The 25,073-nt window shown below is 48.5% G+C and carries 25 protein-coding genes; 15 read left to right on the top strand and 10 right to left on the bottom strand.

The window, feature by feature from the left end:
* Window positions 1–996 (bottom strand): DUF3479 domain-containing protein (locus Q0986_RS06190; protein ID WP_299406058.1); only part of this gene is annotated, 996 nt, incomplete at its 3' end.
* Between the two features lie 534 nt (window positions 997–1,530).
* Here Q0986_RS06190 and Q0986_RS06195 point away from each other — a divergent pair.
* The 4 genes from Q0986_RS06195 to Q0986_RS06210 all read left to right on the top strand — a co-directional run bounded on the left by Q0986_RS06195 (window position 1,531) and on the right by Q0986_RS06210 (window position 5,670).
* Window positions 1,531–2,067: a pentapeptide repeat-containing protein gene (locus tag Q0986_RS06195; protein WP_299406062.1), complete on the top strand. Its 537-nt coding sequence runs from the start codon at window positions 1,531–1,533 to the stop codon at window positions 2,065–2,067.
* Window positions 2,068–2,177: 110 nt separating this feature from the next.
* Window positions 2,178–4,115 (top strand): AMP-binding protein, encoded by a 1,938-nt coding sequence (locus Q0986_RS06200; protein WP_299406066.1) that lies wholly within the window; start codon window positions 2,178–2,180, stop codon window positions 4,113–4,115.
* 24 nt (window positions 4,116–4,139) lie between these two features.
* On the top strand, window positions 4,140–4,607 hold the full coding sequence (locus Q0986_RS06205; RefSeq protein ID WP_299406070.1) for a YlqD family protein: 468 nt from the start codon (window positions 4,140–4,142) through the stop codon (window positions 4,605–4,607).
* Between the two features lie 364 nt (window positions 4,608–4,971).
* Window positions 4,972–5,670: a GDSL-type esterase/lipase family protein gene (locus Q0986_RS06210; RefSeq protein ID WP_299406075.1), complete on the top strand. Its 699-nt coding sequence runs from the start codon at window positions 4,972–4,974 to the stop codon at window positions 5,668–5,670.
* 5 nt (window positions 5,671–5,675) lie between these two features.
* Here Q0986_RS06210 and mnmA read toward each other — a convergent pair whose 3' ends face one another.
* Window positions 5,676–6,752, bottom strand: coding sequence for a tRNA 2-thiouridine(34) synthase MnmA (gene mnmA, locus Q0986_RS06215; RefSeq protein WP_299406079.1), 1,077 nt, complete (start codon window positions 6,750–6,752; stop codon window positions 5,676–5,678).
* Window positions 6,753–7,075: 323 nt separating this feature from the next.
* On the opposite strand from mnmA, the gene Q0986_RS06220 reads away from it, so the two are divergent.
* The 3 genes from Q0986_RS06220 to ilvC all read left to right on the top strand — a co-directional run bounded on the left by Q0986_RS06220 (window position 7,076) and on the right by ilvC (window position 9,036).
* Window positions 7,076–7,342, top strand: coding sequence for an RNA-binding protein (locus Q0986_RS06220; RefSeq protein WP_299406084.1), 267 nt, complete (start codon window positions 7,076–7,078; stop codon window positions 7,340–7,342).
* 280 nt (window positions 7,343–7,622) lie between these two features.
* Window positions 7,623–7,802 (top strand): 30S ribosomal protein S21, encoded by a 180-nt coding sequence (rpsU, locus tag Q0986_RS06225; protein WP_010476866.1) that lies wholly within the window; start codon window positions 7,623–7,625, stop codon window positions 7,800–7,802.
* Between the two features lie 238 nt (window positions 7,803–8,040).
* The gene (gene ilvC, locus Q0986_RS06230) at window positions 8,041–9,036 is read left to right on the top strand and encodes a ketol-acid reductoisomerase (protein WP_299406097.1); all 996 of its coding nucleotides are present in this window, start codon (window positions 8,041–8,043) and stop codon (window positions 9,034–9,036) included.
* A gap of 68 nt (window positions 9,037–9,104) precedes the next feature.
* Here ilvC and Q0986_RS06235 read toward each other — a convergent pair whose 3' ends face one another.
* A complete protein-coding gene (locus Q0986_RS06235) occupies window positions 9,105–9,602 on the bottom strand; it encodes a cyclic nucleotide-binding domain-containing protein (RefSeq protein ID WP_299406101.1) in 498 nt (165 codons plus the stop codon).
* A 364-nt stretch (window positions 9,603–9,966) separates the two neighbouring features.
* On the opposite strand from Q0986_RS06235, the gene Q0986_RS06240 reads away from it, so the two are divergent.
* Window positions 9,967–10,176, top strand: coding sequence for a hypothetical protein (locus tag Q0986_RS06240; protein WP_299406105.1), 210 nt, complete (start codon window positions 9,967–9,969; stop codon window positions 10,174–10,176).
* 276 nt (window positions 10,177–10,452) lie between these two features.
* Window positions 10,453–11,736 carry a carboxyl-terminal processing protease CtpB gene (gene ctpB / locus Q0986_RS06245; RefSeq protein ID WP_366918529.1) on the top strand — a complete coding sequence of 428 codons (1,284 nt, stop codon included), beginning with the start codon at window positions 10,453–10,455 and terminating at the stop codon, window positions 11,734–11,736.
* A 126-nt stretch (window positions 11,737–11,862) separates the two neighbouring features.
* On the opposite strand, the gene psb28 is transcribed toward ctpB, so the two are convergent.
* Window positions 11,863–12,198: a photosystem II reaction center protein Psb28 gene (gene psb28 / locus Q0986_RS06250; protein WP_299406114.1), complete on the bottom strand. Its 336-nt coding sequence runs from the start codon at window positions 12,196–12,198 to the stop codon at window positions 11,863–11,865.
* Between the two features lie 148 nt (window positions 12,199–12,346).
* The gene (dapB, locus tag Q0986_RS06255) at window positions 12,347–13,174 is read right to left on the bottom strand and encodes a 4-hydroxy-tetrahydrodipicolinate reductase (protein ID WP_299406119.1); all 828 of its coding nucleotides are present in this window, start codon (window positions 13,172–13,174) and stop codon (window positions 12,347–12,349) included.
* A gap of 155 nt (window positions 13,175–13,329) precedes the next feature.
* Here dapB and Q0986_RS06260 point away from each other — a divergent pair, with 155 nt between their 5' ends.
* Both Q0986_RS06260 and Q0986_RS06265 read left to right on the top strand, forming a co-directional pair.
* On the top strand, window positions 13,330–15,990 hold the full coding sequence (locus tag Q0986_RS06260; protein ID WP_366918528.1) for a TIGR03960 family B12-binding radical SAM protein: 2,661 nt from the start codon (window positions 13,330–13,332) through the stop codon (window positions 15,988–15,990).
* A gap of 282 nt (window positions 15,991–16,272) precedes the next feature.
* On the top strand, window positions 16,273–16,647 hold the full coding sequence (locus Q0986_RS06265; protein WP_299406124.1) for a response regulator: 375 nt from the start codon (window positions 16,273–16,275) through the stop codon (window positions 16,645–16,647).
* Window positions 16,648–16,650: 3 nt separating this feature from the next.
* Here Q0986_RS06265 and Q0986_RS06270 read toward each other — a convergent pair whose 3' ends face one another.
* The 3 genes from Q0986_RS06270 to Q0986_RS06280 form a co-directional block, all read right to left on the bottom strand.
* Entirely contained in the window at window positions 16,651–18,843 is a 2,193-nt protein-coding gene (locus tag Q0986_RS06270; protein ID WP_299406129.1) for a PAS domain S-box protein, read from the bottom strand.
* Between the two features lie 115 nt (window positions 18,844–18,958).
* Window positions 18,959–19,402: a type II toxin-antitoxin system YhaV family toxin gene (locus Q0986_RS06275; protein ID WP_299406132.1), complete on the bottom strand. Its 444-nt coding sequence runs from the start codon at window positions 19,400–19,402 to the stop codon at window positions 18,959–18,961.
* Window positions 19,392–19,715 (bottom strand): hypothetical protein, encoded by a 324-nt coding sequence (locus Q0986_RS06280; RefSeq protein WP_299406136.1) that lies wholly within the window; start codon window positions 19,713–19,715, stop codon window positions 19,392–19,394. The genes Q0986_RS06275 and Q0986_RS06280 overlap by 11 nt, the downstream gene beginning before the upstream one ends.
* Before the next feature lie 207 nt (window positions 19,716–19,922).
* On the opposite strand from Q0986_RS06280, the gene Q0986_RS06285 reads away from it, so the two are divergent.
* The 3 genes from Q0986_RS06285 (at window position 19,923) to Q0986_RS06295 (ending at window position 22,496) form a co-directional block, all read left to right on the top strand.
* A complete protein-coding gene (locus Q0986_RS06285) occupies window positions 19,923–20,498 on the top strand; it encodes a hypothetical protein (protein ID WP_299406141.1) in 576 nt (191 codons plus the stop codon).
* A gap of 72 nt (window positions 20,499–20,570) precedes the next feature.
* Window positions 20,571–21,752: a GNAT family N-acetyltransferase gene (locus tag Q0986_RS06290; RefSeq protein ID WP_299406144.1), complete on the top strand. Its 1,182-nt coding sequence runs from the start codon at window positions 20,571–20,573 to the stop codon at window positions 21,750–21,752.
* Window positions 21,753–21,836: 84 nt separating this feature from the next.
* Window positions 21,837–22,496 (top strand): type IV pilin-like G/H family protein, encoded by a 660-nt coding sequence (locus tag Q0986_RS06295; protein ID WP_299406149.1) that lies wholly within the window; start codon window positions 21,837–21,839, stop codon window positions 22,494–22,496.
* Window positions 22,497–22,579: 83 nt separating this feature from the next.
* Here Q0986_RS06295 and coaBC read toward each other — a convergent pair whose 3' ends face one another.
* Window positions 22,580–23,779, bottom strand: a complete 1,200-nt coding sequence (coaBC, locus tag Q0986_RS06300) for a bifunctional phosphopantothenoylcysteine decarboxylase/phosphopantothenate--cysteine ligase CoaBC (protein WP_299406154.1) — start codon at window positions 23,777–23,779, stop codon at window positions 22,580–22,582.
* Window positions 23,780–23,812: 33 nt separating this feature from the next.
* Entirely contained in the window at window positions 23,813–24,025 is a 213-nt protein-coding gene (locus Q0986_RS06305) for a DUF2555 domain-containing protein (protein ID WP_299406159.1), read from the bottom strand.
* Between the two features lie 348 nt (window positions 24,026–24,373).
* Here Q0986_RS06305 and Q0986_RS06310 point away from each other — a divergent pair, with 348 nt between their 5' ends.
* The gene (locus tag Q0986_RS06310) at window positions 24,374–24,886 is read left to right on the top strand and encodes a DUF4330 domain-containing protein (RefSeq protein WP_299406163.1); all 513 of its coding nucleotides are present in this window, start codon (window positions 24,374–24,376) and stop codon (window positions 24,884–24,886) included.
* Window positions 24,887–25,073 lie beyond the last annotated feature (187 nt).

Below are 25,073 nucleotides of genomic sequence, written 5' to 3' on the forward strand. Positions count from 1 at the left end.
AACGGCATCGACTAAGGCTTTGTCTCCACCAGGGGTTTCATAGAAAAATTCTTCAACGGGCTTAGAAAAGTCCAAGCCACTAGCAAACACCGGAATCACCCGAGCGCCAAGAGATTCCAATTCCTGAACCGTCGCGACATAGTGGGCATCATCGCCAGTCACTAAGTGAGTTCGCTGGAGAATTAGACCGACGGTAGGTGCAGTGCCGTTCTTGAGCGCCTCAGGGATATCGCGCCGAGAGCTAAACCAATTGAGATATTCTTTGACATCAGCAAACATCTCCATGGCTAGGGGATGCCAAATTCCCATTTCTAGGTAGGTTACCGGATCGTCAAACTGAACCTTATCCTCTAGCTCCGGCACGTACTTATTGGCCAGCATCAGCAGGAAGTTTTCCAAGTTATCCTGGGAACCGCCTAGCCAATATTGGAAGCTGAGCATAAAGTTGCGGGCATCCTGGGCTTTGTCCACGGGCAAATATTTAAGGACCTTAGGTAAGGTGCGCAGCAGCTTTAGCATGCCATCCTGGAACGAGGCACCAGACTGCTCTTTACGCTTACGCATAAATTGTGCGATCGCACTTTGGGATTGCCCCAAATTAGCCATCGTAAAGCTGCCCATCTTATTGAGGCGCATCACCTGGGGCATGGAGGGGAAAACGACTGCCACATCTAAACGATCGCGGTGAGGTTGTACAGCAGCGACTACTTTGTCGGCCAGATCTTCGATAAAGATAAGAGAACCAATAAAAATATTGGCTTCAGCCATATCGGCCTGAAACGCTTCGTAGTTTTCTTCTGAGCGGAGTTCCTCCAGCAGATAGCCACTCAGTTCTACAGCTACACTGTCGTGACTATTATTGATGGCATTGGCAGCTGCCGTCAGGGCACTCTGATACTGAGGCTCTAACACGACATAGACCACCTTCATTAAGGAGCGTCCCCGTAACTCCTGGGGAACAATATGTCTAATGGTGGACTTGACGTGAGTGAACATGCGATCGCGCTCCTTTAAACGTGAACAAATTTGTACACGACTATTAGGTTCTTTAAAGATTTGTACCAAAAAAATCTATGGAATTTGTCAGATGTTAGTAACTGACACAATTTGCAAAAAAGTTTGCTGTTTTAATAAAAGCCTTACTTACCCATGAACATGCCTCGTATCCCCCATTCTTTAGCATAGCCGAAGTCCCCGTCCTGGGGGTGCGTTTACCGAATTCACGCTCATCAATCGCCATGCTCCATCAACGCATCATTACCTGTGTTGACTCTTGTTTCTTCGGTATTCGTGAACAGCAGAGTATTTCTTTTTCTGAAGATATATGAACTAGACGCTGTGGTCCCTATCCGTTTTCTTCCGAACCAAGATGTGATGACGGCCCAATCACAGACAAAGACAGAAAAACCTAAAGCGATTATTAAGACCCCACCATATTCCAGAATCGAATTGTAAAGTCATATTAAGCAATAGGCAAAAATACTTAGTACTACTGAACTAAAATTTCGTTCAGCCCTTCGTGGACCGCTCATGCAAACCATTAGTGCAGATCTCTTACTTGAAAAATACAGTCATGGATATCGAGATTTTAGCCATCTCAATTTAAGTCAGATCAATCTCTTTGAAGCCTATTTGCCAGATATTAATTTACAGGGTTGTGATCTCAGTCATGCGAATTTAGCCTATGCTACGCTGAGTCGAGCGAATTTCGAGCATGCCCAGCTCCACAATGCTCAATTGCAAAAATCTTGGTTGGATTCTGCTCAATTACAGGCAGCTCAGCTCCAACAAGCCTCATTATTGGGGACAGAGCTGGTCTATGCTCATGCCTGTAATGCCAATCTCATGCATGCAGATCTGCAAAATGCGAATCTCCAGCAGGCCAATTTGACGGGTGCCAATTTGACGGGCGCCAATTTGACGGGTGCTAATTTGGAGCAATGTATTTTGGAAAAGACTGAACTGGCGCGGTGCAATCTCTTTCGAGCCCGCTGTGTTGATTTCAACAATGCTCAGATTCATTCCACCACCATTTTGCCCAATGGCTATCCAGGCGTAGCGGAATAAGCCCTGGGCAAGGCAAGGGCGACTGTGCATCGAACAGCATCAGCGCAGGGGCGCAAATCTATAGGAGAATGACCTATAGAGTCGGCTTAAAACAGGGAGTAAGACCAACGATGTCTGTTAGCCATCCTCCACGTCCAGCGATGACGGTGCAGTCAGAATATCAGCAACTGCAATCCATTTCTGAAATATGGCCGATCGCAGCGCGCAATTTTGGTGAAATTGTGGCGCTCCGTGATCCCCATGTTCAGCCTGAGGTCAATCTGACCTATTTAGAGTTGAATCACCACATTCAACGGTTTGCAGCAGGTCTGCAAGCCTTGGGGGTACAGCCGGGCGATCGCGTCGCTTTGTTCGCAGATAATAGCTCTCGCTGGTTTATTGCCGACCAAGGCAGCATTATGGCTGGAGCTGTTAATGTAGTGCGGAGTTCGCAAGCCAGTCCAGAAGAACTGCTGTTTATTTTAGAAAATAGTGGTTCAACCTTCCTGATTGCTGAAGATTTAGCAACGATCCAGAAACTGGAGCCAGGGCTGAGCCAGTTGAACCTGCGTGCTATGGCTTTACTGTCGGATGAAGCGGGGGATGAGACCTTCCCCCAAGCCTTGAGGTTTGCCCAAGTGTTCCAAGAAGGGTCCCATGGTGCGATTCGAGCTGTCCCCATGGATCGCAATCAGATCGCAACTCTGATCTATACCTCTGGCACCAGTGGTAGACCCAAAGGGGTGATGCTTAGTCATGGCAACCTTCTACATATCATTACGGCGATGCCTGCTGTGGTTCAACCGGAAGTGGGTGAGCGCATCCTCAGCATCCTGCCCACTTGGCATTCCTTTGGCCGACTAGTGGAATACTACTTCTTGTCTCAGGGCTGTACGCAAATTTATACCAGCATTCGGGATCTCAAAGGGGATCTACAAACCTATAAGCCCCACTATATGGGGAGTGTGCCGCGTTTGTGGGAATCCCTCTATGAAGGGATTCAGAAAAAATTCCGAGCCGAACCCGCGACTCGCCAAAAACTGATCAATACGTTTTTTGGCATCAGTCAACAGTATGTGACGGCCCGTCGGACGCAACAAGGGTTGAATATTAATAATCTCAAACCCTCAGGGACACAACGATTTCTGGCTCAATTACAGATGATTTTGCTGGGGCCTTTGCATCGATTGGGCGATCGCATGGTCTATACCAAAATTCGTCAGGCAATGGGTGGACAATTTAAGCTCTCCTTCAGCGGGGGGGGATCCTTAGCTATGCATTTAGAGACCTTCTTCGAGACCGTCGGCATTGAAGTGATTGTGGGTTATGGATTAACGGAAACCTCACCTGTATTGACCGCACGGCTTGAGGGGCAAAATCTACGTCGTTCTGCAGGCAAGCCCATCCCCAAAACGGAACTGAGGATTGTTGACCCGCAAACCCGTCAAACCTTACCTGCCGGTCAGCAAGGCTTGGTGCTTGTGCGCGGCCCTCAAGTGATGCAAGGCTACTACCAAAATCCCGAAGCAACCGCAAAAGTCATCGATCAGGAGAGCTGGTTTGATACTGGGGATTTAGGCTGGCTGACACCGACGCAAGATCTGGTGTTGACCGGGCGTGCTAAGGATACGATTGTGCTATCCAACGGCGAAAATATTGAGCCGCAGCCCCTAGAGGATGCCTGTGCCCGCAGCCCATTCATCGATCAAATTATGGTGGTTGGGCAGGATCAGCGGAGTTTGGGAGCCCTGATTGTTCCCAATGTCGATGCCCTACAACAGTGGGCAGCAGCTCAAAATGCCTCCATGCAACACCCAGGTGCGACCTCCACGCCAGGGACTCAAGTACTGACCTTTGCTGATCCATCTATCCAGGATCTTTTTCGGCAGGAACTGACACGAGAAGTGAAAAATCGGCCTAACTATCGATCTGATGAGCGTATTGGTCCTTTCTCCTTCGTTTTAGAGCCATTCTCTATCGAAAATGGAATGCTTACGCAAACCCTAAAAGTTCGTCGTCTTGTTGTCATGGAGCATTACCGCGATATGATCAACGGAATGTTTAACTAGATTTAGAATTGCTGCGAAAGACCTATGGAAATTCCTGCTGATCAGCTCCTGTTGAAACGCCCCATTACTGTTAAGGCAGTTGTTACCCCGCTATGGAAAGATGAAGCCCAGCAACAGCTCCAAGCCCAAATCAATCAATTTGATGGTCAGCTCCAGCAACTGGATATGCAAGTTCAGCAAATGATTGGCGAGTTAAAAAAGCAAACCGTCCAAATTATTGGGGCAGAGGGGAGCACCTCTGATGAAACCCAAGCTCAAATCCAAAATATCCAAATACAAGCGAACAATCGCAAAAGTGAATTATTGGACCAAAAAAATCAAGTTTTGCAACAGCTCAACCAGGTTCAAGGATTGGAGATGGAACAAGAGGTAGAGCAAGGGCAGATTGATAGTTTCTTTTACGTTAAAAAAGGAGATCATCTGATTCGCAGAATGCAAGTTGAGATTCTCTTGCGAGATGGTGTGGTTGAAGATATTCGAGGTGACCTCTAAACTATCCAGCCCGTTTACCCAAAGTTGATGGGCGTCGGACACAAGCCCAGGCTTTAGAACTTCTGTCAGGGGGGTGTTAGCAATAAAGCGGCACCCCCCTGATTGTGCATCCATGGGCTGATGTCATCTATGGAGCGACAAAAGGACTGCGAACACGCCAATTGAACGAATCAAGCCTCACATCTCCCTTGGATGTGGAGATGTGAGGCAGCCTATGCCCGATGCTCTGGAAATGTGAGAACCATCACAGCGGGTTGGGGTGCGAAGCTTTAAAGTGAGGGGAATTGAATGCTAATGTTAAGAAATTAATAAAAATTAATTCAAAATATTACAAATTCAATTTAACTCAGCGCACTTTACTAGTATGCATAGTCTTTCGGACTCTCCCCGATTAAAGCAGCCTGTTCCAAAATTTCCAGTCCCCCTCAAGTTTGTGGCCTTAGGCGATAGTCTAGTCTACGGATATGGCGATCCCGAAGGCGGCGGATGGGTCGACCGTTTACGGCGGCAATGGATGCACCCCGATCATGCGGGTCCGATTCTCTATAACTTAGGGGTCCGGGGAGACACCGTGAAGCATGTTGCCCGACGCTTAGAGAGCGAGTTTCGCTATCGAGGTGAACTCCGACACCAGGTCCCAGACCGGATCATTTTATCGGTCGGTGTGAACGATTCTGCTCGCCTTGGACGTCCAGATGGCCGGTGTTTTACGCCCTTTTCTGACTTTCAGGTTCAATTGGCTGAATTATTAGATCGAGCGGTGCAGCTTTGTCCAGTACTGTTTGTGGGTATGGTTCCTGTGAATGAAGCCGCAATGCCTTTTTTGGAGGCGTTTTATTACAACCATGCCGACCAGCATCTTTATAACGAGGCGACACGTCTGGCTTGTCATGAACGCCAAATTCCCTACCTAGATATTTTTGATCTGTGGCAGCACAGAGGGGAAAACTGGTGCCAACAACAGCTGAGTTCAGATGGTTTGCACCCGAATTCCCAAGGCTATCAATCCCTACTGGCAGACATTTACCACTGGCATCCTATTCAGTCAGCTCAGTCTGCATAGCCCGGTCAAGGCTTAGGAAAGGCTTCGATGATGCCGCCGCCTAACAGCGTGTCTTGGTCATACCAGACGGCAGCTTGACCCGGCGCAATCCCAAATTGAGGGTCTGCAAATATAAGTTTGACCCGATCTCCCAACTGCTCCTCTGGACCAATCGGCAGAATCGTCACGTGAGTCGGTTGAGAGCGATACCGGACTTGGACCTCCGCTTGGATGGGATGTTGAGGTGGAGCCATCGAGACCCAATTCACCCGTTGGACCGTACACTCGGTTTTGAGTGCGGTGTGTCGATCGCCAACAATCACCTGATTGCGACCGGGATCTAAATCTATGACATATAGAGGATGAGGCGCAGCAATCCCTAAACCCTTGCGTTGGCCGATGGTGTAATGGTGAACCCCTTGATGGTGCCCTAAAACATTGCCGGCCCGATCAATAATATCTCCTGGATGGGTTTGAATATATTGATCTAAAAAGGTTTGCATGGAACCATGCGCTTCAATTAAACACAGATCTTGGCTTTCTGGTTTTTCGGCGGTATGAAGATTGAGCTGGGCTGCCAGACGCCGTGTTTCGGTTTTGGTCTGTTCGCCCAAGGGAAAAACGGTTCCACTCAGCAGATCTTGACTGAGATCATACAAAAAATAAGACTGATCCTTATGTCGATCAACTGCTCGCAATAGGTGATATCGATTGTCCTGGGCACTGTACACAATGCGTGCATAATGCCCTGTGGCGATCGTTTGAGCATCGAGTTGTTCACGGGCATAGTGCAGCATAGGGCCAAACTTTACCGTTTTGTTGCATTGTGAACAAGGTAAGGGCGTGATGCCTTGCTGATACCCGGCCACTAGATAGTCAATAATATGGGTGGAAAATATATCGCGGCTGTCTACAACATGGTGAGGAATGTCCAGATCTTCACAGAGCTGGGCGGCATCCACTAAGCCATCGGAACAACATTGGCCTTTGCCTTGCATCAGCCATAAGGTCAATCCGATCACGTTATACCCGTGCTGTTTCAAGCTGGCGGCGGCGACAGAGCTATCCACGCCACCAGACAAGCCCACCACAACTTTTTTCATGTTTCAATCAGTGAGTCACTAAGCATTAGGAAAAATGCGATAAAGGCGATAGAGTTAGATCAACATTACCTAAATTCCATTGTTCCATGCTAACTTTTCCGATCCATCCTTGGGGCAACATTGATGTCAAGCCTTACAGATCCCTGTTGCTATAGTCTTGTGGTGAAAGTAACGACAAGTGCCTTTAGACGTGCAACTCTAATCTGAAAGCGAACAACCCATGCTGTGTTGGTTGTGACTGTAAAGCTAAACCTTTAATCCGACAATAATACAGGTGGTTACCTGCTCTAACCCTTATTCATCTGCCCTTTGGAGATATACAAATGTCGATTTATGTTGGGAATTTATCCTACGAAGCTAGCCAAGACGACGTGTCTGCCGTCTTTGCTGAGTATGGCAAAGTAGTGAAGGTTCACCTTCCCGTTGATCGGGAAACGGGCCGCAAACGCGGTTTTGGTTTTGTGGATATGGAGAATGATTCTGAAGAAGAAGCTGCGATCGCAGATTTAGATGGTGCCGAGTGGATGGGCCGTCAACTCAAAGTCAATAAAGCGCGACCCCGCACTCCCAGACCCCAACAATCCTGGTAGGTGTCATCGCCTAGTAAAAACGAGCTAAAAATCCATAGAGCTGATCGCAGTCAGAGGTCGCAAAGCCTCTCAAGCTTAGCCCTAGGTTTTTGATTATCCTACCCCGGGAGTCCATGCAATCCCAGTCTTCTAAACTCTCAGAAAAAACATTTTCCTGAGAACAGCGTGGCTGAGATTGCAAAAAAAACAGTAGAATAGGTGAGATTGCCCTAAAAAAGAGCGGATGCTCAAGGGTAACCTACATCTGTATAGCGAAAGATAATCAAGGAGAAGTTAACTAGTGGTTCAGGTGGTTTTAGGTGAAGACGAAGGGATTGAATCCGCATTGCGTCGATTTAAGCGCCAAGTCTCAAAGGCCGGAATTTTGGCAGATGTAAAGCGTCGCCGTCATTTTGAAACTCCCTTAGAGAAGAAAAAGCGAAAGCGCATTGCTACCCGTCGCAAGCGTCGTTTCCGCTAGGGTAAAAGTCTTTTCAGCGCCCCAGCCTTGCCAGACAGCAAAGGTTGTAACTTATGACTCGCATCGCCACTGCCTCTATACGAACAGGCAGTGGCTTGTTGTGGTGGGCCGCCAGCCGTCCGCCATCGTCCTATAATCATTGCTCTATGATCGGGCTGTTGTAGGATTCATCAGCATTTAATTGTAGAATTAGAAGCCAGCAGATAGCCTTTGGCTAGCAAGGAGAGAGCAAAATATTATGGCCCGCATGTATTACGACGCTGACGCCAATTTAGATTTATTGTCAAACAAAACTGTTGCCATTATTGGCTATGGTTCCCAAGGGCATGCTCATGCTCTCAATCTAAAAGACAGCGGTGTCCAAGTCATTGTAGGGCTATATGAAGGCAGCAAATCCGTTGCCAAGGCTCAAGAGGCAGGATTAACGGTGCAATCTGTGGCTGATGCTGCAAAAGCTGCGGACTTAATCATGATTTTGCTCCCTGACGAAGTCCAAAAAACCGTCTATTCCCAAGACATTCAACCGCATTTAAGCGCTGGCAAAGTGTTAGCCTTTGCCCATGGTTTTAATATCCATTTTGCCCAGGTTGTTCCACCTAGCGATGTGGATATCGTGATGGTAGCTCCAAAAGGACCGGGTCACTTAGTACGACGGACTTATACACAAGGACAAGGGGTTCCCTGCCTGTTTGCAGTGTATCAAGATGCCTCTGGGCAAGCCCGTGATCGGGCTATGGCCTACGCCAAGGGAATTGGTGGCACCCGCGCTGGTATCCTGGAAACCACCTTCCGAGAAGAAACAGAAACCGATTTATTTGGAGAACAAGCTGTTTTGTGCGGTGGATTAACCGCTCTCATTAAAGCCGGTTTTGAAACCTTAGTCGAAGCAGGTTATCAACCCGAGCTAGCCTATTTTGAATGTATGCATGAGGTGAAACTCATTGTCGATCTGATTGTTGAAGGGGGGCTAGCGAAAATGCGCGATAGCATTTCGAATACCGCCGAATATGGTGACTATACCCGAGGCCCTCGGATCGTTGATGAGCGAACGAAAGCCGAGATGCGTCGCGTTCTCCATGAGATTCAGACTGGCCAGTTTGCCAAGGAATTTGTGCTGGAAAATATGTCTGGAAAAGCAGGATTTACCGCAACTCGTCGCCGAGAATCAGAGCACGTCATTGAAGAGGTTGGCAAGGATTTGCGAGCCATGTTTAGCTGGACTGATAAGGCTTAAACGCTCTGTGCTTTACGAACAGATTAGCGCTGGATGCCAGACTTTAAGGGCAGTTGGCACTGTTGAAGCTAGTATGCCCAACTTGGATTTTGAAGTCTGGTGTACCAATCTCTCACCACTGACTTTTGCCAGGTTGTCGCCCGAACTTGTTGCTGACGTTGATACAGTCTGGCAACAAGTTCGGACTTAATGTCTGAATGCTTTTGTAATACAGCTTGTAATTTGGACTGATGGAGCACTAAGCATCGGCTAGCTTGCAACGTTGTGATTGAAGCCGAGGCCGGTTGGCTATCGAAGATGTTGACATTTCCAAAATGGGCTCCCTGCGACAGTTCAGCCATTTTGATGCCATCGACATGAATTTTGACTTTACCTTCAACCATAAAATAAAGGAGTGGTTCTCGATCGCCTCGATGCAAAATGATCTGATTTTTGGCAAAGGTCAACTCTTCCATCTCTTCTGCTAAGCATTCCAGAAAAGCCTGACTTTCAATCCCTTGCAGGAAGTCTGTTTTCTTCAGAAATGCAAGGCGACTGGACCGTGTGGAAGGGGTTGGAGACAACATACGTATAGAGATCAACTGAATGAAGGGGTTCTATAGATTTCTAGTATCTTCATTCTTTTACGGTCCATCGACCGTGTAAGCACTGAATCTCTCGAGTCCAAATCAGCAGGGTGACAACCACATTGGCATTAGAAATAGGGCTGGGACGAATCAACCACTTTGAACCTGAAGTCCTTGAAATCCTTGACTCGCCGTATGTTTTTGCTATACAGAAGCAAAAATCAATTTCAACTGATTCACGTTTGGATGATGACCGTGAAGATACTGAAGCTTGTCTATTTTTTTGAAAATCAACCTATTGGCGACTTTAGAGATCGATAAAATACAATAGCAGTAGGTATATCCATCTTATTGCAGTAGCTTTATGGCACCCAGACGACGTCCCAGACGTAAACGGCTGATTCAGCAGTCTCGGCTAACGCGCTCCCATCAACCTCGATGTGTTGTGTGTGAAGAGTATTTTGATTCTCCCACCTTGAGTGTTCGTTTTCAGAAAGGACGAGCCCATGTTCTTTGTGCGGGGCTTGCTAGGATAGGGTTGAGACAGCTCGCACGTTCCTCTGGCAGATGGTAAATCCAGAAGATATTGAAAAGATTTGCCATCTATTTGATGATTTCCCCATTCTGCTGTCTATCCTAGCTATATCCCTTAGCGGCATCAATAACGAGTTATTTCGATATTTCACAGGATATTTTTCCCCACGGCTCCACTGTTCTAATACAGCGGCAATTATGACTTTCAGGTGCTTGAACTAGCCTGAAAGGGTTAACAATCACTCCTTTCCAATATATGAAGCAACTATTGAAACTCTCTAGCAGAGATTACTGTAAAACCATTTGCAGCGGTCTACTGGGGACAGCGTTTGTGTTCTTTCAGCCCGGTGTGACGCAGTCAGCCCAGGCCGCACTGGAAGATAGTCCCAAAGTGATTCTGGATGAAGCATGGCAACTGGTCAATCGCCACTATGTTGATGGCACGTTTAACCAAAAGGATTGGCAAGCGACGCGTCAATCGTTGCTGAGTCAGCAGTATGTTTCTCGGCAGCATGCCTATTCTGCACTTCGTCAGGCATTGGCAGAACTGGATGATCCCTACACTCGGTTTATGTCGCCTAATGAGTTCAAGGCCCTCACGACTCAAACCTCGGGTCAGCTTTCAGGTATTGGCATTCGTTTAGAGCAGAGTCCGAAAACCAATACGGTGACGATTGTGAAACTGCTACCCAATGGTCCAGCGTTGCAGGCAGGCTTAAAGGTGGGCGATCGCATTTTGGCTATTGATGGTAAGCGCACCAACATCATGGATCTGAAAACAGTCTCTAGTCTAATCCGAGGTGAGAGCGATACGACCGTTAAACTGCAGGTTAGTAGAGCGGGCCGGGCTCGCCCCTTTGATCTGGATATTAAGCGAGCGGTGATTCAACTGCCCACGGTGCATACAAAGGTCAAACAAGAGGGAAGCAATCGTGTAGGCTATATTCGCTTACTAGAGTTTAGCGCCCATGCTTCCGAACAAATGAGAGCTGCCATCAAAGAGTTAGAGGCTCAAAATGTAGATGGCTTTGTTCTCGATTTAAGAGGAAATCCTGGCGGTTTACTCAACGCCAGCATTGAAATTGCTGAGATGTGGCTGAATCGAGGTTTTATTGTCCATACCGTTGATCGCCAAGGCAAGAAAGATGATATCATCGCCCACCCCACTGCCCTGTCGGAACGCCCGCTGGTGGTTTTAGTGGATGAAGATTCTGCCAGTTCTAGCGAGATTCTGACCGGTGCTTTGCAAGATAATCATCGAGCCAAAGTGATTGGAACCTCGACCTTCGGTAAAGCGTTAGTTCAGTCTGTGCATCAGCTATCGGATGGTTCTGGGATTGCCATTACCGTCGCGCAGTACTTTACGCCCAAAGGCACAGACATTAGCCAGAAAGGCATTACGCCCGATATTTTGGTGAAGCTAACCCCTGAACAATCGCAAGAACTCTACTCAGATCCCAGTTCGTTTGCAACGTTTAATGATCCTCAGTATATGCAGGCTATCCGCAGCTTACAGCAATCCATTCACTCTTCGGAGCGGCAGCCGCAACGTTCAGTGGCTGTGCCTAGGCAACCCGCCACGGCTGCGAACCATTTTTGATCAGGGCTAAGTTAGACAACGTTCTGTTTTTATTCAATCTTTCTGGTTAATCCATGAAAGCGGCTACCGTATCGGTGTGATGGCTGCCTGTTGCATCCAAAGAGAATGCGACACGGCTTTCACGGGTTATGACTTGGAAAAGCCTAAACCGTGGGATTCGGCATAGCGATTCATAAAGCGCATAAACCGATCCCATTCCTCCTCGGATTTCATATCGTAATTCGCTTCAATGGCATGGGGTTTGCCATTGACGAATTTAGCGCTGACATCTAGCGTGGACAACTCACCTTCTTCGTCTTGCAAGTACATTCCCATTACGTCTAATTTCCCTTCCTGGATCAGGTTGGGATTCTCAAAGTAAAAGATGGCACGACCAGAGGTTCCGTCTTTGGCCCGCGTGAGGCGCACGTCAGGAACGACGGGTTCATCAACGCCCCGGATAAATTGAATTGCTGCTGACATAATGTGGATGGAAAATTTTAAGAACAGTTAAGTTATCTTTAACTATACTCACATAATCTTCCGTATTGGTCCAAGCGGATTGCTGAGAAGCGGCAGAAAGGAGACAAAAGACCGGAGTAAGAGGGTCTGTCTATGGAGGTGTAGAAGGCTATAAGATTTTCTCCAATCCGTAAATTAGCGTTTGTAATTGAGTGACCGTCCGAATGGAGAGCAGCACACCTGGCATATAGCAGGCGCGATCGCTCGTATCATGCCGTAGGGTATAGAGTTGGCCCGGAGCACCAAACAGAACTTCTTGGTGGGCAATTAATCCAGGGAGCCGGACGCTGTGAATCCGAATATTCTCGCTGCCTAGACTTCCTCTGGCTCCGGCAAGGTGTTCTTTCTCCTCGACGATGGCTGGGTTATAGGTTTTGCCTAAATCGCCCAGTAATTGAGCGGTTTTAACGGCAGTTCCACTGGGGGCATCCGCTTTTTGGTTGTGGTGGAGTTCAATAATTTCAATATGGTCAAAGTATTGAGAGGCTTGCACTGCTGCCTGTTGTAACAGCACCATACCAATGGAGAAGTTGGGAATTACCAAACAACCCATACTGGCTTTTTCAGTAAATTCGGTGAGATCCTTCATTTGCTCATCGCTGAGGCCGGTGGTGCCGATGACGGGATATACCCCGTATGCGATCGCAGATCTGATATTGCTATACACAGAGCTGGGATGGGTAAAGTCCACCATCACACAGGGCTGTTTCTCTTGAGCCGCTGCCGCTAAAACCGGTTCGAGTTCGTTAGTCAGTTCAATATTTAGGGGGGCAAGACCCACCAGTTCTCCGGCATCTAGGCTAAAGACGTCAGGATTGCGGTCCACCGCAGCGTAGAGCCTTAAATCATCTGCTTGAGCGACGGCTTTGATCACTTCCCGCCCCATTTTGCCAGCGGCTCCAGTGACAATAACGGGAATGGGCGTTGCATTGGACATAGTTGAACTGCTCGATGACCTACTGCATTGACTGTATCAAGATTAGGGCTTTCCTGAAATCGGGAGAGGTCGGAAATTAAGCTCTAAGGTTCTGACTAGCGTTGACCCTCGTTATAGTAGATTTGAACGGTTAATGTTGAAGTTTGAGAGTGCCTGTGCCAGTTGCTGTTGAATCACTGATTACGCCAGATATTATGAAGCCCGCTCGCTATTTGGGGAACGAGCTGGGTGCAGTTCATAAGGATTGGGATGCGGCGGTGGTGCGTTGGGTATTGACCTACCCCGAAGTCTATGAGGTAGGGGCATCCAACCTGGGGCATATTATTCTTTACAATATTTTGAATGCCCAGCCGCGACAACTGTGCGATCGCGCCTATCTCCCGGCTGCTGATCTAGCCGCCAAGCTGCGAGAGACCGAAACCCCGCTGTTTGCAGTTGAAACTAAGCAATCGCTGACGGACTACGACATTTTGGGATTTAGCCTCAGTTATGAACTGGGGGCCACCAATATTTTGGAAATGTTGGACCTCGCCAGAATTCCCCTAACTTGGCAAGAACGCAATCAATCCGGTTGGGGCACCGCCCATGATATGCCGCTGATTTTTGCCGGGGGACAAACCGCCACCTCCAATCCCGAACCCTATGCCGATTTCTTTGATTTTGTGGCCTTGGGGGATGGCGAAGAGTTGCTGCCTGAAATTGGTTTGATTTTAGAAGAGGGTAAAGCCCAAGGGTTATCTCGCTCAGCGGTCTTGCTCGACTTAGCCCAAATTCCCGGCGTATACGTACCTCAGTTTTACGATATGGCGGCGGATGGGTCAGTGTATCCGAACCGTCCTGATGTGCCTAAACGGGTCTTGCGACGGGTGGCGGACCCCATGCCTGCCTATTCCATTGGTTTGGTTCCCTATGTCCAGACCGTCCATGATCGCCTGACGATTGAAGTGCGGCGGGGCTGCACTCGAGGCTGCCGCTTCTGTCAGCCCGGCATGCTTACCCGTCCAGCTCGCGATGTGGAGCCGGAACAGGTGGTGGATGCCATTGAAACGGGGATGCGGGAGACAGGGTATAACGAGTTTTCCCTGTTGTCCCTGAGCTGTTCTGATTATCTGGCGCTTCCCTCTGTGGGTATGGAAATCAAGAATCGACTCAAGGATGAGAATGTCTCCCTGTCGTTGCCCAGTCAGCGGGTGGATCGGTTTGATGAAGATATTGCCAATATTATTGGCGGTACTCGGAAGACGGGCCTCACCTTTGCACCTGAGGCGGGCACTCAGCGGATGCGGGACATCATCAATAAGGGCTTGACCAATGAGGAGTTGTTGCGAGGGATTAAAACGGCCCATGAGCAGGGCTGGAGCAAGGTCAAACTCTATTTTATGATTGGCTTGCCGGGGGAGACAGATGCCGACGTCTTGGGCATTGCGGAAACGATTCGGTGGTTGCGCCGAGAATGCCAGGGTAAACGCCGTCTTAACTTCAATATCACCATTTCTAACTTCACGCCAAAGCCCCATACCCCGTTCCAATGGCATTCCGTGTCGACCCAGGAATTCCAGCGCAAGCAAGATCTGCTGCGAGCCGAGTTTAGACGCTTAAAGGGCGTCAAGGTAAACTTCACCGATGTGCGAATTTCGGCAATGGAAGATTTTGTCGGTCGAGGCGATCGCCGACTCGCGCCTGTGGTCAAACGAGCCTGGGAACTGGGGGCGGGCATGGACTCCTGGTGGGAAAGTTTAGACAAAGCCTATGGGGCCTGGACCGATGCGATCGCAGAAGCCAATCTCACCTGGAAATACCGTCAAGTTGAACAAGGCGAGTGGAATCTGTTTGATCTGCCCACTTCTGCAGCCTCTCCACAACAGCCCGATCACCCTCCTCAGACTTTAGAAGCTCCCTTACCCTGGGACCATTTAGATACCGGGATTGATAAGCAGTGGTTGCAAGACGATCTGAAGCGGGCTCTGGAAGCAGCGACGGTGCCTGACTGCTCCTTCGAGGGCTGCTCCCACTGTGGAGTCTGTAGTGTGGACTTTGGCCATAACGTGGTTATCCCCCCTCAACCCATACCTACTTTTGAAGGTAACTTTGTACCTAATCAGGAACGCGTTCAACGTCTTCGGGTCTGGTTTGGCAAACAGGGAGATATGGCCCTAGTCAGCCATCTGGATTTACTGCGATTGTTTGACCGGATCGTGCGGCGATCGCACATTCCCATTGCCTATACAGGTGGGTTTCATCCCGGTCCTCGAATTGCGCCTGCCAATGCGCTAATGCTAGGTGCCACCAGTGCTGGTGAAATCGTCGATTTTGAACTGACTCAAAGGATGGACGACCAAGCCTTTAAGCAGACCTTATCCACCTATTTGCCAGATGATATCCCGCTGTACAAAGTTGAAACGATAGACCTGAAAGCTCCTTCAGCCACCCAAGCCGTCCATCAAGCAGAGTATCGGCTGACGGTGGACTCTGTGGAGGCAACTCCTGTAGAGCAGTGGCAAGCATGGGTAGAGCAAATTTTGGCCACCTCGGAAATTTGGTTTGAGCAGACCACAAAATCTGGCAAGATAAAAGTGGTGAACTTGCGCGATCGCTTGTTCAGCCTCAACTTCGTCCAGTCTGATGACGGACCGCAGCTCCATTACATCGGGAGCTGTTGCAACGATGGTACGATTCTCCGTCCTGAACATATGAGTTATATGCTGGAGTCGGTTGCCCAGACCCCAATTTCACTTCGTCATATCCACCGCTGCCAATTGATAATGCGTGCAGCCACGGCAAAACAAGAGGGTCAAGCACACCGCAATGACGCGTAAACCGTGCATTTAATTTCTTATCTAAATCACAGAATGCCATCAGGAGAACTTCATTCTCTTGGATTAGCTTAAGAATAGACAGAGGTGAATGGTTCACTTCGGTCATATCAAAACATCCAACCCCACTCATCGTTCGTACTCACATGAGTGAGGTAATGGCTGCTTTCTATTGTGGTTGGCTGTTATCGATGTCACGGCTAAGCTCCAGAGCCATAAGCCACACTATAGATAACGATTGGATGTGTACAGTCAATTTCCACGGAATAATTAAATCCTAAGACCATGAACCCCCATATCTTATTAGTTGAAGATGAAGTTAGAATTGCGCAGCTTGTTGAATTAGAACTCTCCGATGCTGGATATCAAGTCAACATTGCTCATGATGGTCGAGTTGGCCTAGAGCTGGCTCAGAGCATTCAGCCGGATGCCATTGTGTTGGATTGGACCTTGCCGCGATTGACAGGGCTAGAAATCTGTCAACAGCTTCGAGCAGACGGTAACGCTGTGCCCATCGTCTTTGCAACGGCAATGGATGATCCGCCCCATCGGCAAGCCGCGATGGCTGCTGGTGCGAATGCCTATGTAGTGAAGCCCTATAGTATTGGCGACTTAGTAGAGACGATTACGGCTCAACTACCTGACCCAGGTTCTGTTTAAGGGCTACCCGGCCGAAGATATGCTGACGGTTGGGAAAGAAACGGTGACCGTTGTTCCAGCTGCGGCCGTGGATTGAATCTGTAATTCGCCGTTGTGGGCTTCGACGATCCGCTTGGTAATCGCTAGCCCTAAACCATTGCCAGAGGACTTAGTGGTAAAGAATGGCTTTGTTAACTGGGGCAGTACCTCTGCGGGAATTGGGTCGCCCCCATTATTGACCGCAATGGTGACCTGATTATGGAGCGGCGTCAGCTGAACGTGCCAGGTAATGGGTTCTCCTTGAGACACTGCTTCACAGGCATTGCTGACTAAATTGATAAAGACTTGCTTGAGCTTATCGATATCCGCTGCTACCCACGCTGACTCTGAGGCCGGTGTGAGTTGAATCGGACGATTCTCTGCACTGGGCATCTCCTGCAAGGTAGGCAGCAGATCGGCAAAAAATTGATTCAGCTCTATGGTCGTTGTATTTAACTTGTGCTGTTTGGCAAAGAGCAATATTTCGTTTAAGAGCCGTTGCAAGCGCTCCGACTCGTCCAAGGCCAACTGTAACCTCAGTTGTGCCCGCTCCGGTAAGTCCATTCGCTGAAATGAACCGAGGCCCATCAGCACCGTTGTAAGCGGATTGCGGACTTCATGCACAATCATGGCGGCCAGTTCTCCAATTTCAGCCAGTCGCTCCCGATCCTTTTCCGCTTGCTGGCGTTCGGTAATGTCTCGTGCTAAGGCCAAGAGCAACGGTTCTTCTCCCGCTTCAAAAATGCCTAGACGGACCTCAACGGGAAATTGGCTGCCATCTTTGCGTTGATGCGTGCCAATAAAGGTGAGGGGATCTTTGGGCAAGAGTCGCTGCCATAGCTGTGTAAAGTCATCGTCTGACAAACTTTTTTGAATATCTGGGACACGACACTGCAACAGTTCGTCACGGGTATAGCCCAAGTTGGCACAGGCCTGTTGATTCACATCCACAAACTGTCCTTGCTCATTGACGACATAAATGGCATCGACGGCTTGGTCCACTAGGGTGCGAAACCGCTCTTCACTGGCCTCTAGGGCAATTTCGGCTTCTTTGCGTTCAGTGATGTCGTTAATCACTGCCAGAATACAGTCTTGGTCGTTGACCTTTAGCTGTTCCGAGGAGTAAAGAACGGTCTTTGCTTGGCCATTGCGATCGCACAATCGATACTCGTCGTTACGAATCACGCCTTCCTTGAGTAGGGTCTGGATCATTTGCGTCCGATCTGCCGGATTCGCCCAGAGATTGAGTTCTAAACTGCTATGCCCCAAGGCTTCCTCTACCGCCAGATCGAACAACTTGAGAAAGCTGTCATTGACTTCAATAAACTGGCCATCTTTCAGGGTGCTGAGGGTAATCGGATTTGGGCTGGCCTGAAAGGCTTTGGAGAATTTTTCTTCAGACAGGCGGAGATCAGCTTCTGCCTGCTGCCGCTGTGCGATCGCATCAGAGATCCGGTGAAACATCTGTTCAAAGGCTTGGATCACTTCGCCCAGCTCATCATCTCGTGAGTTGGTTAAGGAATCAAACTTTGGAGGTGGCCCTTGTGGATCTTCGGCTAAGGAAGTCCCGGCTTTGAGGAGGTCCCGTCGTAACTGCAAAATCGGCTCTATCACCAAGGACTGCAGCACAATCATGGTGGCGATGGAGACAAACAGGGAAATAATCAATACCAAGCCAATAATCCGACCAATAAAGGCAATGAGTTCCTGGCGGACATTGCTGGCATCATGGCGAATAATCAGTACATATTTGTCTTTTAAGGGATTCATATCCCAAATCGCATCATATCTTTGCTGAGATCGATTGAGATAGGTGGGGTTGGAGCGTCGGGTCACTTGATCAAAGGTGAGTTCTGGCTCTTCGCCAAACTGGCCTACAAGCTGGCCATTGATTCGATATAAAGCGCCTCCGGCAACGGCCTCATTAGTCTGGAGGGTCTGAAATTGGCCGAGCAAGGATTGATCCGTCAGAGGTGCTTCGTCATTCGTGAGAACCCCTGTCGCTTTAGCCGCAGAAATCTCGCTGAGTTGCTCCAGCAGCTCTCCTTCTCGCCGATATACGGAAGGGATAAGAATAATGGCCTCGATGAGGATAATACTGAGAAAAACCCATATTTCAATCCGCCGAGAGAGACGGGCATGAAAAAGTTGAGTCAGGGTTCGAAGCCTCAAGGACACTGCTACGCCTTACCGATACTGCTCTTCAATTATCCCTGCAAGAGAGGAAGATTTCGCAAAGAAGGCCAAGAAAAATCGAGAAACAATGATTTTTCGCTGGCAAGATTCTGGCTGACTACCCCTGGTCACTTTCCAGCATCAACTCATCTAACGAAGTCGGGAAATCACCCCGCTCAACCATCTTCTGGAAAACTTTGTAACAATCATTTTTAGCGCCTTCTTTACGGGGATAGCCTAACCAGAGGACAAAAATAGATTGACTCTGCTTCACCCGAAAAGCTCTAAAAAATAGGCGGTAGCGATTGGGGATTCCCATTTTTTTGACTCTGCCAAACTTTTTGAGTGGTCCTGTTAACGCAAAGCTAACGGCAAAGGGATCCATCGGAATTTTCTCTTTAATGGCCCGCATGATTGCCGCATACAGTTTTACTGTGGGATGACGGACATAGTCTTCAGGAGACAGGGTTGCTTTGAGGCGTTTAACCTCAGCTTGTAGCTCGCGCCTTTGTTGACCAAACAAGCGTTTGAGAAAGTAGATTTTCCAGCCGTTAATCAGCATCTAGACGAACACCTGCTGTTAAGTCATCGTCTTCCTCTGCCATCTGTTGAGTGTATTCTTCGAGTTCGTGGGGATGAGATAGCGCTTGTTTCGTCAAAAAGTCGAGGTACAAACTGAGCATCAGATCGTCCTGAGCTTGTTCTTCATCTGCAGCTTTAGTTCTTAAAAAAATGACTGTATCAGGGGCAATGACCTGTACAACGCCATCCGATCCTACAAACTCAGGATGTTCACGGAAAAAATCACTCGTCAGCCGATATCCTGAGGAATTCCCAATTTTGGCCCACGATGCTTTGTAGCTTTTATCAGACATTGCCAGACTCCTTATTCTATTATTGTTATAACATCGCGTTATAACATTTTAAGGCAGACAAAAAGCTTCTGCTTGAGCACTCAAGACCGTTCTCCCAGCCGTCAAGATCGTTTAGTGAATCATCGCGTTGAGGTGGAGTCGTGCTGTTCAGATGTCAACTGATCAGGGTATCAAGGGTATCAATAGGGAAGTGTTAGAGGAGAAGCGATGTCTCACAACAAGATTCAGCAGAGGGTTCTTGGTGGCCTGGGTGCGATCGCAACCACCATCACCCTATGGGTAACCCCGGTGTCAGCCAATGAACTCACCCAAGTGTTAGCCGATACCCCCATGCGGTTGCAGCTTAAAACCCTAGATAGTAGCTGGCAGCGCTTGAGTTTAAGTCAAGATTCAGTCGGGCCAGCCATGCTGTTTGGCATGTCGGGTTTGTTGCAATCTGCTTTGAGAGCTAATCTTTACTATACGCAAGGCCAAACGATTACCCTGGGGAAACAAAAATATCTGGTGGTGTATCGCCCTCAGGGCAGTGACCTGACTCTACGGGAACTCTTGCAAAGTGGCCGCAATAAGTCGCCCGAAGAGCTGATTACGGTTCTTACCCCCGATACTCAGCTTGTACTCTCTTTGATTAATCTTGCCAAAATCGAGAGTCTCCAAGATATTCAACCCTTTGACCTACAAAAAGAAATTCGGGAGTCTAAGCAAGCCTTACCCAAGAAACCGAAGTCCATCGACCCACCGAAGGCATCTCCTCAACCCACCAATCCCTCGCCAGAGTCCTAGCCAAAGACGGTTGGGGAGCATACCCTAATGGAGCGGTTTCCATTACCTTAGAAGCAGTTTCTATTTTCGCCTATGGTCACCCAACCCCAACCTCGCTATTCCGTTCAGTGGTTTGAGCAGATTGGACAGATTTCTCAGCAAGCTTGGGATAAGTTAGCGGTCCCCCTAAAAACGCCCTTTTTGGAGTGGCACTGGCTCAATAATTTGGAGACGTCGGGGAGTGCGATCGCACGCAAAGGATGGTTACCGCAACACCTAACTGTCTGGTGTGATCAGACCTTGGTGGCGGCGGCCCCGCTCTATGTCAAAGGCCATAGCTATGGCGAGTTTGTGTTTGATCACCAGTGGGCCGATGTGGCCTACCGAATGGGGATTGAATATTATCCCAAGCTTTTGGGAATGACGCCTTTTACCCCAGCGGAAGGCTATCGGTTTTTAATTGCCCCTGATGAAGATGAGGATATGCTGACGGGGTTAATGGTGCAGGTGATTGACGGCTTTTGCGCCCAGAACAACTTATCAGGCTGCCATTTTCTATTTGTAGATCCAGACTGGCAGCCCGTGATTGAACGGCATGGATTTAAGGGTTGGCTGCATCACAGCTATATTTGGCAGAATGAGGGCTTTTCGACCTTCGATGATTATCTAGGGGCGTTCAATGCTAATCAACGCCGCAATATTAAGCGAGAACGCAAGAGTGTGACCAAGGCGGGGCTAGAACTCCGCACCTATCAAGGGGAAGAGATCCCTGACTTTCTCTATGGTCGGATGCACCATTATTACCAAGACACATGTGACAAGTTTATGTGGGGTAGTAAGTATCTGACTCGGAAGTTTTTCCTGGATTTGCAATCGACCTATGCGGATCGAGTGATGTTTGTGGCGGCCTATCCAGAGGGAGAGATTCAACAACCTGTAGGGATGTCTTTTTGCTTGACGAAGGGTGAGCAGCTCTATGGTCGCTATTGGGGCAGCGATCGAGAGTTTGACTGTTTACATTTTGAAGCTTGCTATTATTCGCCGATTGAATGGGCGGTGGCCCAAGGGATTCAGCGGTTTGATCCGGGGGCCGGGGGCAGACATAAGAAACGACGGGGATTTCGAGCAACGCCAAACTCCAGTCTGCACCGATTCTATGAACCTCGTCTTCAGCAGATTTTTCATCACTATATCGATGAAATTAATGAGGATGAGCAGCGAGAGATTGACTATATCAATCAGGAGTTACCGTTCAAGCAGAACACTGAATCTTGATTGCAACTTTAGAATATGGCTGGTCGTTTATCCCTTCAATAGGGGTAGACTTTATCCTATTCATCAGAGGTAGACTTTATCCTAATGTCTGATAAATCCTGGCGATATCCTGCTGCTCTTGTCAGTACTGCAGCAGCTTTTCTCTTGTTAGCGAGTTGCTCGGCTGACACCCCCACGAGTGAAGAACCCTCTACAAACAGTACATGGCAAGGAACGTGGGAGTTAAAAGATCCAGCCAGTGGGGAAAAGGTTACCTTTGTATTGCATCCAGATCAAAAGGTATATCTGATCACCCCCGATCCAGCAAGCGCCGAGGATCAAGTGATTGAGGTTCCCCTCACAAAAGTTTCCGATCAGACAGCATTACCGGAAAATATCAAGCCCATTTCCCTATTTGATTCCCTCAATAATCAGGCAACCAGTCAGGCAATCAAAGCGCGAGACGCTGGAGCTAAAAATGCACTTGGAGCAATCAATAGGGCCCAACAGGCATATCGGCTTGAAAATCCAACCTTTGCAACTTCGTATACAGAGTTAGGAATTGAACCTTTCGAAGATGAATCTTTCGATATCGAAATTGTCTCAGGTGATGCTAACCGAGCGTATGCAACAGCGACGGCCAAAAGCTCTGACACAAAGAGCTTTAGTGGCGTAGTCACTATAAAAGATGGTGATTTCACCACAGTTAAAGTGTGTGAGACGGAATCTGCCTCCCAAACCCCTCCACCTATCGATTGTGAATAAAATACTAACGCTTTCATCGGATCAATAGCGCTCGTTATCGTGCCATTAACTTAGAACATGTGATCGATCACATCGACCTAGGCTTATGCACCAATAAGATTTAGCACTTGATGGGCCATGCGTAATTTACTACAAATAGGAATGGCCACTTGATGTCCGGTGGAATCAAGAAAAACAGCTTGATTCTGGTCACTGCCAAAGCCACTTTGGGGTTGATCAATTGGGTTGGCAATAATGGCATCCAAGCGTTTGCGCTCTAACTTCTCTTGGGCAGGGGCAATAATATCGCCTGTTTGGGCTGCAAAACCAATCAGTTTCTGGTGAGGTTGTTTGTGTTGACCGAGTTCTGCCAGGATATCCGGGATGGGTTTAAGCGGTAAGTCTGAAGGTAGAGATTTTTTAGGTAGTTTCTCAGGGAAATAATGCGCTGGCTTCACGTCACCCACTGCCGCTGCCATAATGGTCCAGTCGGATTGAGGATAGGCGGCTAACACAGCAGCACGCATATCTTCCGAACTGGTCACGGCAACTGTTTTTAATGAAGGTGTTGTGGGTAACGGAGTTGCTAAAGGACCATGCACCAACTGCACCTCTGCCCCTCGATGCCGAGCTGCCAACGCCAACGCCAACCCCATTTTTCCGGACGATGGATTACCTATAAATCGGACTGGATCGAGGTGCTCACGGGTGCCGCCAGCACTGATCAGAATTCGCTTAGCCTGCAGATCCCGTTGGCCTTTGGTTATGAGCAGAGACTCTATGTAGATCAATAGATCGGCGGGTTCAGCCATTCGACCTTCCCCCACGGTGTCGCAAGCGAGCATCCCTGAGGCTGGTCCCAAGGCATGATACCGCTGATCCTCTAGTAATTGATGCCAGTTGCGCTGAACCACGGACTGCCTCCACATCGTCGTATTCATGGCGGGGGCAACCAGGATAGGGGCGGTGGAAGCCAAGACGGTATTGGTTAATAGATTATCGGCTAATCCTATTGCGAGTTTGGCTAAGGTGTTTGCGGTTAAAGGCGCTAAGACCAATAGATCAGCCCATTCGCCTAACTCAATATGCAGCGGGCGAGTATGGTGAGGGTGCCACAGACTGGCATCCTCATAGGCTGGCTGTCGGCAGAGGGTGGTGATCGTTAGAGGCGTAATAAATTCTTGAGCGGCAGGGGTGAGGATTGCTTTAACCTCAGCACCGGACTTCACCAGCGCTGAGATAAGTTCACAGACTTTATAGGCAGCAATACCACCGCCGATACCTATGACGATACGAGAAGACACTAGGACGCTATCGCCTCATAAGTAGGGCAGGGCTTAGGATTCGTCGAAGGCTTCGAGATCTAATAGGTATAAATAAGGCTCGGTGAGTTCGGGACGTTGGAAGGCGAGCGATCTCAACAAGTGCCAGTCTTCCAGGGCGGCAAATGGCGTTTCATAATCATCCTCTTCTAATCGCTGAGCCAGTTGAGCCACATCCTCTTCGGTGAACCCTAACACATTTGGATTACTGCTCTGTGTAACACTCATTTGCGAACCCCCACCTCTGGTATCGACAGCTTGTTGAACGCCAACTGCTCAACCCTGAATTTGAATAGAAACGGGCTAAAAGGCTAATTTCATTCAAATTTAGAGTGAGACCTAAGCTTAAACGTTTTGATAGCCATATCGATCATACCCTTTCTGGACAGAGAGACTGTCAGCTTTATCTAGGGAAAGGAAAGATCTATAAAAATCTCAATCAAGATATGTGAAGGTCACCTCTCTCAGAATGGGGTATCTGGCCAAACGAAAGTCGTGATAGTCTGTCAGCATCAAAATCAATCGCACTGCCTGCTGATTGTGATGCACTTGTAACTGTCTAGGTCTGAATTGCAAATGGCTGTATTGGATTCCAAGGGACGCTTGTTCGGTAAAGTTAACCTCTTAGATGCGGGAGCTGTCTTGATCATCCTGTTTATTATGGCTGCCATTTTTCTCTTTCCTGGTCCCTCTGGCACCCTAGCCAATGCCAGCTCTAATATCGAAGTTGATCTACTGGTGCTGGGTTTAAAAAGTCGAGATCCACAGAATTTGATTAAATCTGGAGAAACTGCCAGTTTTAAGATCCGTAATCAACCGGTAGGGGAGGTCAAAATTAAAGAAGTAGACTTTCTGCCTCGAACCACCCATGCCCCTCAGCCCGATGGTTCGATTAAAGCCGTGACCGATCCTAGACCGGAAGAACAGTTCTCAGTCAATATGATTGTCACCTTAGAAGGCAAAGGTCAAACCACAGAGAATGGCCCTGTGTTTGGCAGTACGCTGATTAAAATTGGTATGCCTGTTGAGTTAGATGGCAGTTTGTACAACTTTAAGCCCAGCGTCATTGATATTAGAGTTTCGGAGTGAAGGCTGAACCGTAAGCGTATCAGCCTTCATTCATGGATTAGAGTTTTTGCATAAATGGTTCCCAATCCTGCGTGGCCCCCCCGACCTCCCAGTCATGGGATTTGTCAACCGCTTACAGTCCACTCTGTGCGAGGATGCCTGTGTGCTCCTCAGCCAATGGTGTTCGTCAAACTGATTGTGTGTGTAA

It is taken from the genome of Acaryochloris sp. IP29b_bin.148, from assembly GCF_028285565.1.
Taxonomy (GTDB): Bacteria; Cyanobacteriota; Cyanobacteriia; order Thermosynechococcales; family Thermosynechococcaceae; genus Acaryochloris.

What these genes read in the sequence shown, in the direction of transcription:
- Q0986_RS06195 (WP_299406062.1), top strand. Translation starts at nt 1,531, where the DNA reads ATGCAAACCATTAGTGCAGATCTCTTACTTGAAAAATACAGTCATGGA.
- Q0986_RS06200 (WP_299406066.1), top strand. Translation starts at nt 2,178, where the DNA reads ATGTCTGTTAGCCATCCTCCACGTCCAGCGATGACGGTGCAGTCAGAA.
- Q0986_RS06205 (WP_299406070.1), top strand. Translation starts at nt 4,140, where the DNA reads ATGGAAATTCCTGCTGATCAGCTCCTGTTGAAACGCCCCATTACTGTT.
- Q0986_RS06210 (WP_299406075.1), top strand. Translation starts at nt 4,972, where the DNA reads ATGCATAGTCTTTCGGACTCTCCCCGATTAAAGCAGCCTGTTCCAAAA.
- mnmA (WP_299406079.1), bottom strand. Translation starts at nt 6,752, where the DNA reads ATGAAAAAAGTTGTGGTGGGCTTGTCTGGTGGCGTGGATAGCTCTGTC.
- Q0986_RS06220 (WP_299406084.1), top strand. Translation starts at nt 7,076, where the DNA reads ATGTCGATTTATGTTGGGAATTTATCCTACGAAGCTAGCCAAGACGAC.
- ilvC (WP_299406097.1), top strand. Translation starts at nt 8,041, where the DNA reads ATGGCCCGCATGTATTACGACGCTGACGCCAATTTAGATTTATTGTCA.
- Q0986_RS06235 (WP_299406101.1), bottom strand. Translation starts at nt 9,602, where the DNA reads ATGTTGTCTCCAACCCCTTCCACACGGTCCAGTCGCCTTGCATTTCTG.
- Q0986_RS06240 (WP_299406105.1), top strand. Translation starts at nt 9,967, where the DNA reads ATGGCACCCAGACGACGTCCCAGACGTAAACGGCTGATTCAGCAGTCT.
- psb28 (WP_299406114.1), bottom strand. Translation starts at nt 12,198, where the DNA reads ATGTCAGCAGCAATTCAATTTATCCGGGGCGTTGATGAACCCGTCGTT.
- dapB (WP_299406119.1), bottom strand. Translation starts at nt 13,174, where the DNA reads ATGTCCAATGCAACGCCCATTCCCGTTATTGTCACTGGAGCCGCTGGC.
- Q0986_RS06265 (WP_299406124.1), top strand. Translation starts at nt 16,273, where the DNA reads ATGAACCCCCATATCTTATTAGTTGAAGATGAAGTTAGAATTGCGCAG.
- Q0986_RS06275 (WP_299406132.1), bottom strand. Translation starts at nt 19,402, where the DNA reads ATGCTGATTAACGGCTGGAAAATCTACTTTCTCAAACGCTTGTTTGGT.
- Q0986_RS06280 (WP_299406136.1), bottom strand. Translation starts at nt 19,715, where the DNA reads ATGTCTGATAAAAGCTACAAAGCATCGTGGGCCAAAATTGGGAATTCC.
- Q0986_RS06285 (WP_299406141.1), top strand. Translation starts at nt 19,923, where the DNA reads ATGTCTCACAACAAGATTCAGCAGAGGGTTCTTGGTGGCCTGGGTGCG.
- Q0986_RS06290 (WP_299406144.1), top strand. Translation starts at nt 20,571, where the DNA reads ATGGTCACCCAACCCCAACCTCGCTATTCCGTTCAGTGGTTTGAGCAG.
- Q0986_RS06295 (WP_299406149.1), top strand. Translation starts at nt 21,837, where the DNA reads ATGTCTGATAAATCCTGGCGATATCCTGCTGCTCTTGTCAGTACTGCA.
- Q0986_RS06305 (WP_299406159.1), bottom strand. Translation starts at nt 24,025, where the DNA reads ATGAGTGTTACACAGAGCAGTAATCCAAATGTGTTAGGGTTCACCGAA.
- Q0986_RS06310 (WP_299406163.1), top strand. Translation starts at nt 24,374, where the DNA reads ATGGCTGTATTGGATTCCAAGGGACGCTTGTTCGGTAAAGTTAACCTC.